A 12,348-nucleotide genomic window follows, 5' to 3' on the forward strand; every position below is an offset into this window, starting at 1 on the left:
GATGCCCGACGCCCTGTTTTGCTGGTGCCGCGCGGGCTTTGAACCCGAACTGGCCGCCGAACTCACCGAGCGCGCCGCGCTGGCCGGCCACCCCGGCTATGCCCGCGCCGAACGCGGCAACGGCTACGTCGAGTTCATCGCCTCCGGGGCGCGTGCGTTGGCGATGGCCTTGCCGCTGGAGCGGATCGTCTTCGCCCGCCAGAAGCTGCTGCGCCTGGCCGACCTGCCCGGCCTGAACCCCAGCGACCGCATCACGCCCATCATGCAGGCCCTGGACGCCCTGAAAGAACAGGGCGAAGTGGCGCCGGGGATGTTCGGCGAGCTGTGGGTGGAGCATCCCGATTCCGACGACGGCAAGACCCTGGCCGGGCTGGCCCGCAGCTTCGGCAACGCGCTGCGTCCGAGCCTGCGCAAGGCCGGCTGGCTGAGCGCGAAGGACGACCCGCGCCGGCCGCGCCTGCATGTCGCCTTCCTTGGCGGGCACCACGTCGTGCTCGCCACCAGCGATCCGCGTGACAGCTCGCCGTGGCCCCTGGGCATTCCGCGCCTGCGCATGCACGCCGAGGCGCCCAGCCGCTCGGCCCTGAAGCTCGAGGAGGCGTTCCTGACCCTGCTCGACGAGCGCGAACGCGGGCTCCTGCTTCGCGACAACATGCAGGCGGCCGATCTGGGCGCCGCGCCCGGGGGTTGGAGCTGGGTGCTGATGCGCCACGGCATGCTGGTCACCGCGGTCGACAACGGCCCGATGCGCGAGCAGCTGCTCGACAGCGGCCGGGTCGAGCACGTCAGGGCGGACGGCTTCCAGTGGCAGCCGCGGCGACCGGTCGACTGGATGGTCTGCGACATGGTCGAGCAGCCGCGCAAGGTCGCCGACCGCATGGCGACCTGGTTCCGTGAAGGCTGGTGCAAGCAGGCGGTGTTCAACCTCAAGCTGCCGATGAAGAAGCGCTGGGAGGAGACGCGTATCTGTCTGGAAGCCTTCGAGCTGCAGACCCACCGGCCGATGACCATCCGCGCACGTCAGCTTTATCACGATCGTGAAGAGATCACGGTTCTGGCGATGCCCTCGCGTTGAGGTTCGCCGACGCGCGCCGTCGGATCCGTTCAGGCAAGCCGCCTGTTTATTGACGTCGGATTAACCCGTGGCGCCGCACGCTTTTTGCCTCCCCCGCAGACTGTGAGGTGGCACCATGAAAATGCAAGCGAGCCTGCTCGGCCTGGCCCTTGTCACCGCAATGGGCGTATCCGCAACCGTCACCGCGCAGGATGCCCGGCTTGATCCCCAATCCAGGGTCGACGCCGCCAATGCAGCAGAACAGGCAGTTGACGACGCGCATGCCGCCAGGGACGCCGCCGAGATTGCAGGGGAGGCCGCGCGCGAAGCGAAAGCGATGGAAGCCGGTGCGCTGACCGCCCATGGCGCCGCGATCGCCGCGGATGCAGCCTCCGTCGCCGACCAGTCCGCCGTGGAGGCGCGCGAAGCGTCCAATCTGGCTGGACAAGCGGCAAACGAGGCGCTTGGAGCAAAGAGCTACGCGGACGTAGGCAACCAGCCCGAACGCGCGGTGGCCGAGGCACGCGATGCCGCGACCGAGGCCGAACGCGCCGGCAACCTCTCCGCTGATGCGGCCGCCAACGCAGCAGCCGCGGCCGCCGCAGCCGAAGACGCGGCTGCGATGCTGCCGGCACCGCCGGTCTCCGAAACCCTGATCGTTGCCGAAGTGGTCGAGCCCGAGGTGACCATCGTCTCCCAACATCCCGATTCAATCGTGGGTGAGTACCACGTCGACTTCGCGGCGATGGATACCAACGATGATGGCGTCATCGACGCCGCGGAAGCCTCCTCGAACCCGACACTGACCGCGGAATTCAAGGCGGTCGATACCGATAGGGACGGCAAGCTCAGCAAGGCCGAGCTCAAAGGTTGGACCCGCTGAAGCAATCGGCGCGCCGCGCTGCGCGGGACGCTAGAGGCCGGCCGCGTGGCGCCACAGGGCCCGCGTAAGGGGTGGCGCCCGGCCCGCCAGCGCCAGCAATTGCCCACGCACCAGGGTCGGCATCAGGGAATCATTGGAAAATACGAGATTGATCGCCTCGAACGCGTAGGCCGATACCGCAGCGTCGCTGCGGCGCTGGCGGTTCCAGTGCGTCAATCGGTGCGATGCGCCGACATCGTCATCGCGCCGGGCGCCATCGCGCGGTGCGGACGACGCCAGGGTCGCCAGGAGAGCATTGATATCGCGCAGGCCCAGATTGACGCCCTGACCTGCCAGGGGATGGACCGCGTGGGCCGCGTCGCCGACCAGCACCATTCGTCCACTGAGTTGCGTGGTCGCCAGCTGTCGGCGGAGGGGAAACGCCGCCCTGCGCGAAACGCCCGTCAGTTCGCCCAGAGGCCCGTCGAATGACCGCGCCAGCTCCGTCAGGAACGCCTCGTCATCGACCGCCAGCAGGCGCTCGGCCTCTGCGTCGGGCAGGCTCCAGACGATGGAACTGCGCGGGCTGCCGTCCTCGGCATCGGCAAATGGCAGGAATGCCAGTGGACCGCCGGGGAGAAACCGCTGCCAGCAGGTCGACTGGTGCGATCGGGAGTGACGGATGAAACCCACCAGACCGCGCTGGCCGTACTCGTGGCGCGGCGCGTCGATTCCGGCCATCTGCCGCAGCTGTGAGTCGGCGCCGTCGGCGGCCACCACCAGCCGGGCGCGTAACCGATTGCCGGACGCCAGCGTCAGGACTTCGCTGCGATCATCCTCGTTGTGCTCCCGCGCGGTGACCTTGTCGGGGCAATGCAGTTCCACCCCGGCGCCCAACGCGGCCTTCCAGAGTCGATCGATCAAAAGCCCGTTCTCGAGGATCCAGCCCAGATCGCGGCGGCCAAGGCGGTCGGCGTCGAAGGCCAGCGTGCCACCACCTGCTGCATCCCACACCTGCATGCGTCGATACGGCTGGGCACGAGCGCTGCGGATCGCTTCCCATACGCCGAGGCGTTCCAGCAGCTCGATGTTGTCAGGGGCAACGGCGAACACGCGCAGGTCAGGCAGGTCGTGGCGCCACGGCGCTGGCTCGCGGCCCTCGACCAGCGCGACCTGCCAACCTTGCCCGGCGAGCCCAAGCGCTGCCGCGGTACCGACGACCCCGGCACCCACCACCACCGCATCCAGCACGCCGCGGCGACTCATGATTGCGCTCCGTCCGGCCGGCACAGCGCGGGCACATCGGCCCGGTAACCCAGCGCGCCCGCCACCACCTCGGCCTGCAACGAGGGCAAGCGGTCGATCGCCAGCAGGCCGATGCTGCGCAGCGGTCGGAGCAGCTCGGAAGGGTTGGCCGTCAGGCGCGCCAGACCATCGGAAAATTCCAGCGTCCGCCGCCGGTCTTCGGCGCGCGCAGCGACATAAGCGGACAGCAGCTCGGCGTCACCACAATCGACCGGCGCAGAGGCGTCGCGCGCGTTGCTGATCAGCTCGGCCAGCGTCAGGGCATCCCGCAGCCCCAGATTGAATCCTTGAGCGCCCAAGGGGTGAATGGTCTGGGCGGCGTTCCCGACCAGGACGACGCGCTCAGCGACCTGTCGATCAGCCAGCACGCGCACCAGCGGATAGGCGACCCGCGGACCGCAGGCCAGGAAGCGCCCGGCGCGCCAGCCGAAGGCTTCCTGCACCCAATCTAAAAAGCCTGCTTCATCCAGGGCCCCCACGGCGTCGGCGTCATCGCGCGCGACAGCATGGACCAGTCCGTAGTGGCGATCGCCGCGTGGCAGCAGTGCGGTCGGACCGTCATCGCCCAGACGCTCGTAGGCGGTGCCGTCGGGAGCACGGTCGGTCCGCAGCCGGGTGACAAAAAGTGTTTGCCGGTAATCGTGCTCACTGGTGCCGATGCCCAGCGCGCCGCGAACGGCGCTGCGGGTGCCGTCGGCACCCACCACCAGCCGCGCCAGCACGGTGCGCTCACCGTCGCCTTCCGCCAGCCGCACCGCCCTGCAGCCGCGGTGGGCGGTCTCCGAAAACCCAAGGAAGCGCGCAGGGCGGTACCGGCGCAGGCGCTGCAGTCCCGACAGGCGCTTCTCCAGCGCATCCCCGAAGTCGCGCGCGACCACCACCCTGCCGAACTCGCTGCGATCGTGGTTGGCAGCTTCCAGAACGCTGCGGCCGAAATCACCGCGGCGGCTGACATGGATCCGCTTGATCGGACCGCCTGGAGAGGCAAGCTCCTGCATCACTCCCAGCGCGGCCAAGGCGTTGACGGTCGCCTCGGCAAAGCTGAGGTTGCGCTGGTCGAACACGCTGGTATCGGAGGGACCGGGAGCGACCGCTTCCACCAGCCCGACGTTGATCGCCAGCGGCTCCAGCGCGATCGCAAGGCTGGAGCCGACCAGCCCGCCGCCGATGATCAGAACGTCATGGATGACCGGCGCCTCAGCGGTGCCCGCAGCGGCGTCGCCTGCGGCATTCGCCGCGTTGCCGGGGATGGGTGCGGATTCGGGGGATCGGGACGATGCGGCCATTGCGCTATGCTAACGGCTCCGTCGTTCCACACCCAGCCACGATGAAAAATTCCGATTCCCGCTCCCTGCTGACTGCCGGCCCGCTTGTGCTCGTCGCACTGATCGTGCTCGCCGCGCTGACCCGGGTCCTGCCGCACCCGCCCAACTTCTCGCCGATCACCGCGATCGCGCTTTTTGGTGGGGCGTATTTCGCCAACCGCAGCTGGGCGTTGCTGATGCCCCTGATCGGCCTGTTCGTGTCCGACCTGGTCCTCGCCGGCGTCAACGGCGGCCTGTATGCCAGCTGGTTCGGCGGCGCCGGCATCTGGGTCGTCTACGGCTGCATCGTGCTGACCACCGTGATGGGCTTCGGGATGCGGGGCAAGGTCAGTGGCGGCTCGGTACTGGGCTACTCGCTGGCCGGGTCGATCCTGTTCTTCCTGGTGACCAACTTCAGCGTGTTCGCCTTCGATGCCATGTATCCCAAGACCGTCGCCGGGCTTGCGGCCGCCTACGTCGCCGGCATTCCGTTCTTCAAGTGGAGCGTGCTGGGAACGCTGTTCTATTCGGCGGTCCTGTTTGGCGGCTTCGAACTGCTGCGCTCGCGCGTGCCTTCGCTGCGCCCGCAAACGGTCTGACCCGGCGCCATGGGCAACCGTCTTTCCCGGATCTACACGCGCACCGGTGACGATGGCAGCACCGGTCTGGGCGATGGCAGCCGCACCGGCAAGGACTCGGCCCGGGTCAACGCCTACGGCACCATAGACGAGGCCAATTCGACCATCGGCCTGCTGCTTGCGGTCGAAGTTCCAGACCCCATCCGCGATCTGCTGGTCTCCATCCAGCACCAGTTGTTTGACCTCGGCGGAGAGCTCTGCATTCCGGGCCATGCGGCCATCACCACCGCCGACGTGGACCGGCTTGAGCAGCATCTGGACGCTTTCAACGAGGACCTGCCAGCGCTGAAGGAGTTCATCCTGCCCGGCGGCGGCGAAGCGGGCGCGCGTTGCCACATCGCACGCACCGTGGTCCGCCGCGCCGAGCGCGCGACGGTCACCCTTGCGCGCGAGGAGCCGGTCCGTCCCGAGGCGATCCGCTACCTGAACCGGCTGTCGGACCTGCTGTTCGTCCTGGCAAGGGTCCTCGCGCGCGGTAGCGGCCACGGTGAAGTGGTGTGGAACCACGAGCGCCGGAAAGGCTGATCGTCGTGGGCAAACGCGCACCGCTGTTGCGCCTGTATACGCACCCCACCTGCCTGGAACATCGACCCGGACCGGGCAACCCCGAAAGTCCTGCGCGCCTGGAGGCCGTGGTGGAAGCCATCTCCACGCGTTGGCCCAACGAGCGGTGGCACCACGCGCCTGCGGCCACCCGCGAGCAGATCATGCGCGTGCATCGCGCTGATCTGGTCGCCCTGATACTCGACAGCCGCTTCCAGGATGCCGACGACACACTCCATATCGATCCCGACACGGTGCTCAGCCCGGGCTCCGCGGACGCGGCACTGCACGCCGCCGGCGCAGGAATCCACGCGGTGGATGCTGTACTGGGCGGCCAGGCCCGACGTGCGTTCTGTGCGGTACGCCCGCCAGGCCACCATGCAACATCGATGCAGGCGATGGGTTTCTGCCTGTTCAACAACATCGCTCTGGCCGCCGAACACGCGATCTGGGTCCACGGCTTGACCCGCGTCGCCATCGTTGACTTCGACGTGCACCACGGCAACGGCACCGAGGCGATTTTTGCCGCGGATGCCCGCGTGCTCTATCTCTCCACGCATCAATCGCCCTTGTTTCCCGGCACCGGCGCAGCCGGCGACGTCGGCATCGGCAACGCGATCAATCGTCCGCTGGCGCCGCAGACCGGCAGCGGGGCGTTTCGCGGACTCTGGTCGGGCGACCTGCTGCCCGCACTGGCGGCGTTCCGCCCGCAGCTCGTCCTGGTATCGGCCGGGTTCGACGGCCATCGACGTGACCCGCTTGCCGACCTGCAGCTGGACGCGGACGATTTCGCCTGGTTGACCGGTGAACTGGTAGCGATCGCCGAACGCCACGCCAGTGGGCACCTCGTCTCGATGCTGGAAGGTGGTTACGACCTGAAGGCGCTCCAGGAGTGCGCGATTGCGCACGTCGATGCGCTGCTTGAAAACTGAAGACGGCGCAAACATGAACGTTGAACCAGTGCGGACCTGCACCGCGTCGTTGCCGCGCTCCGGGCGATGCGGCAAGCTAGCGGCCGCTCCATGCCTACCGGATCGCCGCGTGCACAGTCGCTTCCCCCTGCTCCGTTTATCGATGTGCATCGCCCTGGCACTGCCGGCGTTCTCCGCGCGCGCCTCCGAAGACTGGAGTCTTTGTCCGCTGGAAGACGCCGTGCCGGCGTTTGACGATGCGCCGCAACCGGTCGGCATCGACGGTGCCCGCATCGATCAGCCCACCGACATCTCCGGCGATGCGCTCGACGCAAGCGAGACCGACAACACCGTGTTCCAGGGCAATGTCGCATTGCGTCGCGGTGACCAGTTCCTTGGCACCGACCAGCTCAGCTACCGCAGCGATGACGGCACCTACGTGGCCGACGGCAGCGTCCGCTACCAGGACTCGGGCATGCGCATCGTCGCCGAGCGCGCGCACGGGGACCAGGACGCGGACACGCATACGATCGAAGACCTTCGCTACCAGTTGATCGAGCAGCGAGGCAACGGTGGCGCTGAGCGCATCGAGATCCAGGGTGACAGCGGCTCGCTGATCGGTTCGACGTACTCGACCTGTCCGCCCTCGCAGCGCAGCTGGGAGTTGCAGGCCAGGCGGATCGACTTCGACACCGAGAAAGGCACCGGCGTCGCGCGCAATGCCGTCGTCCGCGTCGGCCGCGTGCCGATCCTCTACGTGCCATGGCTGATGTTCCCCATCGATGACGAGCGCCGCACCGGGCTGCTGTACCCGGCGGTGAAACTGTCCGGCCGCAACGGCTTCGACTGGCGCCAGCCGATCTACCTCAACCTGGCGCCCAACTACGATGCCACCCTCACCCCGCGCTGGATGAGCAAGCGCGGGGTCCAGTTGGGAGGTGAATTCCGCTGGCTCTACGACGGTGGCAGCGGCGAGGTGTCCGGCGACTGGATGCCCAAGGACCGGCTGCCGGAAAACCAGCCGTATCGGTATCTGCAGGATGCCAACGGCCGGCCTATAGCCGGCGCCACGCTGCCGGGCGACGACCGCGGCCAGTTCCAGTTCCGCGGCGTACACCGGATCAATGGTCAGTGGCGCGCGCAGGCCAACCTGGGATGGGTCAGCGACACGCACTACCTGGAAGACTTCAGCAACACGCTGTACGGCCTGTCAACGTGGCAGATACGCAGCTCCATGGGCCTCTACGGCCGGGGCGCAAACTGGGATGCCGGGCTGATGGCAGACCACAATCAGCTGGCCGACTACACCCTGAGCGAGAGAAACCTTCGCTACGACCGGCTGCCGCGGGCCTACCTCAACTGGTCCCAGCCCTTCGGCAACTGGTTCGAGGCCGGTGTGACCGCCGAAGCCGTCCGTTTCCGCCACGAAGTCCGCAACGAAGGCAGCCGCCTGGACGTCATGCCCTATGTGAGCATGCCGCTGGAGGGTTCCAGCTGGTATGCAACCCCGAAGATCGCCTGGCGCCACACCGCCTACGACCTCGACGACGCCCTTGCCGCGGCGAATGGCGGTGATGCCAGTCCCAGCCGCAGCCTGCCGATCGCCTCGCTGGACGCCGGGATGTTCTTCGACCGCAAGGTCAGCTTCGGCAAGGACACCTACACGCAGACGCTGGAACCGCGGATCTATTACCTGAATGTGCCGTATCGCGACCAGAACGGCCTGCCGCGTTTCGATACCAATCCGATGACGTTCAGCTGGGGCCAGTTGTTCCGCGACAACCGCTACACCGGCCCGGATCGCCAGATCGACGCCAACCAGCTGACCACCGCCCTCACCACGCGCTTCATCAACGACGCCAACGGTCGCGAGCGCCTGTCGGCCAGCCTCGGCCAGATCCAGTATTTCGACGACAGCCGCGTGGTCGTGCCCGGTGAGACCGCCGTGGAGCAAGGCAAGTCGGCGTGGGTAGCCGACGTGGGCATCTCGCCCACCAGGCGCTGGAGCATCAACATGGCGTACCAGTGGGATCCCAAGTACCGCCGCCAGGACCTCGCCAGCATCCGCACCCGCTACCTGGTTGGCGACAAGGGCGTGGTCAACCTGGGCTACCGCTACCGCCGTGACCTGACCGAGCAGGTCGACTTCTCGTTCCTGTATCCGATCAACAATGCCTGGAGCGTGGTCGGCCGCTACTACTACGCGATCGACGACCGCAAACTGCTGGAATCCATCGCCGGCGTGCAATGGGAAAGCTGCTGCATGGCGGTCCGCTTCATTGCGCGCCGCTACGTGCGCGAGCGCAACGGCGACCTGGATGACTCACTGCGGTTGGAATTCGAACTCAAGGGCCTGGGATCGGCGGGCCAGAAAACCGAGACGATTTTGAGCCGTGCTATCCTCGGTTACGATCGTGATGATCTCTATCTTGTGCCGCCTTCCTCTCTGGAAGACGACGATTTCGACAACTCCCTCGATCAAATTCCATGAAGAAACTATTCGCGTCTCTCCTCGCCGGCGCGCTGCTGCTTGCGCCCGCATTCGCGCAACAGGTGGCTCCCATCGACGGCATCGCGGTGGTGGTTGACGAGGACGTCATCCTGCAAAGCGAGCTCGACCGCGCGGTGGCCAACATCCGCGCCCAGTACGCCGGTCGCACCGAGCAACTGCCGCCACCGGAAGTGCTTGAGCGCCAGGTGGCCGAGCGTCTTGTCCTGCTCAAGCTGCAAGTCGCCCGTGCCAACAGCACCGGGGTGAAGGTCAGCAGCCAGGAAGTCGATCAGACCATCAGCGCGATCGCCGCCCAGAACCAGGTCAGTGTCGACCAGCTCGCCGCGCAACTGGCGCGCGACGGAACCTCGCTGCCGCAGTTCCGCGAATCCATCCGTGACGAACTGCTGGTGCAGCGTTTGCGCCAGCGCCTGGCGCAGTCGCAGATTTCCGTCAGTGACGCCGAGGTCGATGCCGCGCTCGCCGCCCAGCAGGGCTCAGGCACGCAGTATCACCTGGCCCATATCCTGGTCGCGGTGCCCGAGGGCGCCACCCCGGAGCAGATCGCCACGGCCCAGTCCAAAATCGAAGGCGTGCAGGGGTTGATCAAGCGCGGCGAGATGGATTTCGCAGCCGCTGCGGTGCGTTATTCGGACAGTCCCAATGCGCTTGAGGGCGGCGATCTGGGCTGGCGCAGCAGCGACGAGATTCCGTCCGCGTTTGCCGACCTGGTGCGCGGCATGAGCCCGGGCCAGGTCACCGAGCCGATCCGCGGCCCGAGCGGGTTCCAGATGCTGCAGGTGGTCGAGAGCCGCGATGCATCCCAGGCCGCTCCGAGCATGGTCACCCAGTACAAGGCCAGCCACATCCTGATCCGTGTGGACGAGACCACGAGTGCGGCGGAAGCAAAAGCCAAGGCCGACACCCTGCACGCCCGCCTGCTCGGCGGCGCTGACTTCGCCGCGCTCGCGCGAGAGGAGTCGCAGGACCCCAGCTCCCAGGCCCGCGGCGGTGACCTGGGCTGGTTTGCCCGCGACCAGTTCGGTCCCGACTTTGGCGGCGAAGTGGCCCAGCTCGACGACGGCGCGGTCTCCGCACCGTTCCGTACCCAGGCGGGATGGCACATCGTCAAACGCGCCGGATCGCGCCAGAGCGACGTGGGCGATACGTCCCAGCGCGACCAGGTCCGCGAGACGATCGGCCGGCGCAAGCTGGAAGACGAATGGAACCGGTTCCTGCGCGAAATGCGCGGCGAGGCGTTCGTGGACTTCCGCAACTTAGCCGGTGCCGGCGACGCGGGCGAAGCGGGCACGACCGACGCCAGCGGCAACTGATTGGCCCAGCTCCGGCTCGCGCTGGTTCCGGGCGAACCGGCCGGCGTCGGTCCGGAGTTGTGCGTGCGGCTTGTGCAGTCGGCGCGCACCCACCGGCTGACCGCCTTCGGCGATCCGGAAACCCTGCAGGCGGCCGCCCATGCGCTCGATCTCCCCTTGCGCCTGGTCGCACCTGAAGACGATCAAGGCCGCGCCAGCGAGCTCGCCCTGCATGCCATTCCCAATGCCGTTGGCGTCGCCTTCGGCCGGCCCGATCCCGCCAACGCCCGTGCAGTGATCGATGCGCTGGAGACTGCTGCCAACGGTTGCCTGGGAGGCGATTTCCACGGTCTGGTAACCGGCCCGGTTCACAAGGCGGTGATCAACCAGGGCGGCATTGCCTACACCGGCACCACCGAGCTGCTGGCGACCCAGGCGCGCTGCAGCGTGGTGATGATGCTGGCCAATGAGACGATGCGGGTGGCACTGGCCACCACCCACCTGCCCCTGCGCGAGGTCGCCGATGCCATAACGCCGGGCGCGCTGGTCGCCACGCTGCGCACCCTGCATGCGGCGCTGCGAAGCGACTTCGGTATCGAGCGTCCGTGCATCGCCGTGCTGGGCCTGAATCCGCACGCAGGGGAAGCGGGTCATCTGGGCCAGGAAGAAATCGAGGTGATCGAACCGGTTCTTGCCTCGCTGCGCAGCGAGGGCATGGTGCTGGAAGGTCCGCTGCCGGCGGACACCGCCTTCCTGCCCGCCCGTCTGCGCCACTACGATGCCGTGCTGGCGATGTACCACGACCAGGGCTTGCCGGTACTGAAGTTCAGCGGCTTCGAGCAGGCGGTCAATATCACCCTGGGACTGCCGTACCCGCGCGTGGCCGTCGACCACGGCACGGCGCTGGACCTGGCCGGCAAAGGCAGCGCCGACCCGTCAAGCCTGATCGCCGCGATGGCCACGTGTGCACGCATGGCACGCGGCCGCAGCGCCATAATGGCGCGATGAGTTCCCACAAAAGCACCGCCCGCCCGTTCGGCTCAGCCTTCTCGAGTCCGGCCAAGAAGCATCTGGGCCAGAACTTCCTCCACGACCGCTCCGTCATCGACAGGATCGTGCAGGCGGTGAACCCGAAACCGGGCGACCGGCTGGTTGAAATCGGGCCGGGCCAGGGCGCGCTGACCTTTCCGCTGCTCGACCGCCATGGCCAGCTGACCGTCATCGAGTTCGATCGCGACCTCGTCGGGCCGCTGATCGAGATGGCCAAACAGCGCGGTCAGCTGGATGTCATCCATCGCGACGTGCTGCAGGTCGACTTCACCGCGCTGGCGGCCAGCAGTGACGCCGACAGCGATCCTGGCGCGGGAACGACGAACGCGCGCATCCGACTGGTCGGCAACCTGCCCTACAACCTCTCCTCGCCCATTCTCTTCCACGCCCTCGAGCACGCCGCTGCCATCACCGACATGGTCTTCATGCTGCAAAAGGAGGTGGTGGACCGGATGGCCGCGGGCCCGGGCAGCAAGGTGTACGGCCGGCTGAGTGTGATGCTGCAGGCCTACTGCACCGTCTACCCACTGTTCATCGTCCCCCCGGGCGCCTTCCACCCGGTGCCCAAGGTGGACTCGGCCGTGGTGCGCCTCGTCCCGCGGCCCGCTACGGAGATTGGCGTGGCCGATCGCACGGTGTTCGCCAACGTGGTGCGTGACGCGTTCGGCCAGCGCCGCAAGACCCTGCGCAACGCCCTCTCGCGAATATGCGATACCGCGACGATGGAGGCCGCCGGCATCTCGCCGCAGGCGCGCGCGGAGCAGATCCCGGTGGCGGATTTCGTCCGTCTGGCGAACTCGCTGACGGAACGGCCCGCCTGACCACTGCCGCGAACCGGTCGCAGACGCTCCCTTATGCTGCGGCCAGCCTCTACACT

The 12,348-nt window shown here is 67.6% G+C and carries 11 protein-coding genes; 9 read left to right on the forward strand and 2 right to left on the reverse strand.

Annotation, left to right across the window (positions count from 1 at the left end; translation table 11 throughout):
- Position 1: 1 nt before the first annotated feature.
- On the forward strand, positions 2 to 1,075 hold the full coding sequence (gene rlmM, locus INQ43_RS10180; RefSeq protein ID WP_194036365.1) for a 23S rRNA (cytidine(2498)-2'-O)-methyltransferase RlmM: 1,074 nt from the start codon (positions 2 to 4) through the stop codon (positions 1,073 to 1,075).
- Positions 1,076 to 1,190: 115 nt separating this feature from the next.
- Entirely contained in the window at positions 1,191 to 1,937 is a 747-nt protein-coding gene (locus tag INQ43_RS12940) for a hypothetical protein (RefSeq protein ID WP_228062485.1), read from the forward strand.
- Positions 1,938 to 1,967: 30 nt separating this feature from the next.
- Here the strand turns inward: INQ43_RS12940 and INQ43_RS10190 are convergent, their stop codons facing one another.
- Together INQ43_RS10190 and ubiH are read right to left on the reverse strand one after the other, a co-directional pair.
- Positions 1,968 to 3,182, reverse strand: coding sequence for an FAD-dependent oxidoreductase (locus tag INQ43_RS10190; protein ID WP_194036366.1), 1,215 nt, complete (start codon positions 3,180 to 3,182; stop codon positions 1,968 to 1,970).
- Complete coding sequence (gene ubiH, locus INQ43_RS10195; RefSeq protein WP_194036367.1) at positions 3,179 to 4,507, reverse strand: 2-octaprenyl-6-methoxyphenyl hydroxylase; 1,329 nt, start codon at positions 4,505 to 4,507, stop codon at positions 3,179 to 3,181. The genes INQ43_RS10190 and ubiH overlap by 4 nt, the downstream gene beginning before the upstream one ends.
- A 41-nt stretch (positions 4,508 to 4,548) precedes the next feature.
- On the opposite strand from ubiH, the gene INQ43_RS10200 reads away from it, so the two are divergent.
- The 7 genes from INQ43_RS10200 (at position 4,549) to rsmA (ending at position 12,292) form a co-directional block, all read left to right on the forward strand.
- Positions 4,549 to 5,124, forward strand: a complete 576-nt coding sequence (locus tag INQ43_RS10200) for a DUF6580 family putative transport protein (RefSeq protein ID WP_194036368.1) — start codon at positions 4,549 to 4,551, stop codon at positions 5,122 to 5,124.
- 9 nt (positions 5,125 to 5,133) lie between these two features.
- Positions 5,134 to 5,688, forward strand: coding sequence for a cob(I)yrinic acid a,c-diamide adenosyltransferase (locus tag INQ43_RS10205; RefSeq protein ID WP_194036369.1), 555 nt, complete (start codon positions 5,134 to 5,136; stop codon positions 5,686 to 5,688).
- Between the two features lie 26 nt (positions 5,689 to 5,714).
- A complete protein-coding gene (locus INQ43_RS10210; protein WP_194037658.1) occupies positions 5,715 to 6,638 on the forward strand; it encodes a histone deacetylase family protein in 924 nt (307 codons plus the stop codon).
- Between the two features lie 109 nt (positions 6,639 to 6,747).
- Entirely contained in the window at positions 6,748 to 9,108 is a 2,361-nt protein-coding gene (lptD, locus tag INQ43_RS10215) for an LPS assembly protein LptD (protein ID WP_343221385.1), read from the forward strand.
- Positions 9,105 to 10,442, forward strand: coding sequence for a peptidylprolyl isomerase (locus tag INQ43_RS10220; protein WP_194036370.1), 1,338 nt, complete (start codon positions 9,105 to 9,107; stop codon positions 10,440 to 10,442). The genes lptD and INQ43_RS10220 overlap by 4 nt, the downstream gene beginning before the upstream one ends.
- Positions 10,443 to 11,429, forward strand: coding sequence for a 4-hydroxythreonine-4-phosphate dehydrogenase PdxA (pdxA, locus tag INQ43_RS10225; RefSeq protein ID WP_194036371.1), 987 nt, complete (start codon positions 10,443 to 10,445; stop codon positions 11,427 to 11,429).
- Positions 11,426 to 12,292 carry a 16S rRNA (adenine(1518)-N(6)/adenine(1519)-N(6))-dimethyltransferase RsmA gene (gene rsmA, locus INQ43_RS10230; RefSeq protein WP_194036372.1) on the forward strand — a complete coding sequence of 289 codons (867 nt, stop codon included), beginning with the start codon at positions 11,426 to 11,428 and terminating at the stop codon, positions 12,290 to 12,292. Before pdxA ends, rsmA begins: the two co-directional genes overlap by 4 nt.
- Positions 12,293 to 12,348: the final 56 nt, after the last annotated feature.

The organism is Lysobacter sp. H23M47, assembly GCF_015209765.1.
Taxonomy (GTDB): Bacteria; Pseudomonadota; Gammaproteobacteria; order Xanthomonadales; family Xanthomonadaceae; genus Novilysobacter; species Novilysobacter avium.

What these genes read in the sequence shown, in the direction of transcription:
- rlmM (WP_194036365.1), top strand. Translation starts at nt 2, where the DNA reads ATGCCCGACGCCCTGTTTTGCTGGTGCCGCGCGGGCTTTGAACCCGAA.
- INQ43_RS12940 (WP_228062485.1), top strand. Translation starts at nt 1,191, where the DNA reads ATGAAAATGCAAGCGAGCCTGCTCGGCCTGGCCCTTGTCACCGCAATG.
- INQ43_RS10190 (WP_194036366.1), bottom strand. Translation starts at nt 3,182, where the DNA reads ATGAGTCGCCGCGGCGTGCTGGATGCGGTGGTGGTGGGTGCCGGGGTC.
- ubiH (WP_194036367.1), bottom strand. Translation starts at nt 4,507, where the DNA reads ATGGCCGCATCGTCCCGATCCCCCGAATCCGCACCCATCCCCGGCAAC.
- INQ43_RS10200 (WP_194036368.1), top strand. Translation starts at nt 4,549, where the DNA reads ATGAAAAATTCCGATTCCCGCTCCCTGCTGACTGCCGGCCCGCTTGTG.
- INQ43_RS10205 (WP_194036369.1), top strand. Translation starts at nt 5,134, where the DNA reads ATGGGCAACCGTCTTTCCCGGATCTACACGCGCACCGGTGACGATGGC.
- INQ43_RS10220 (WP_194036370.1), top strand. Translation starts at nt 9,105, where the DNA reads ATGAAGAAACTATTCGCGTCTCTCCTCGCCGGCGCGCTGCTGCTTGCG.
- rsmA (WP_194036372.1), top strand. Translation starts at nt 11,426, where the DNA reads ATGAGTTCCCACAAAAGCACCGCCCGCCCGTTCGGCTCAGCCTTCTCG.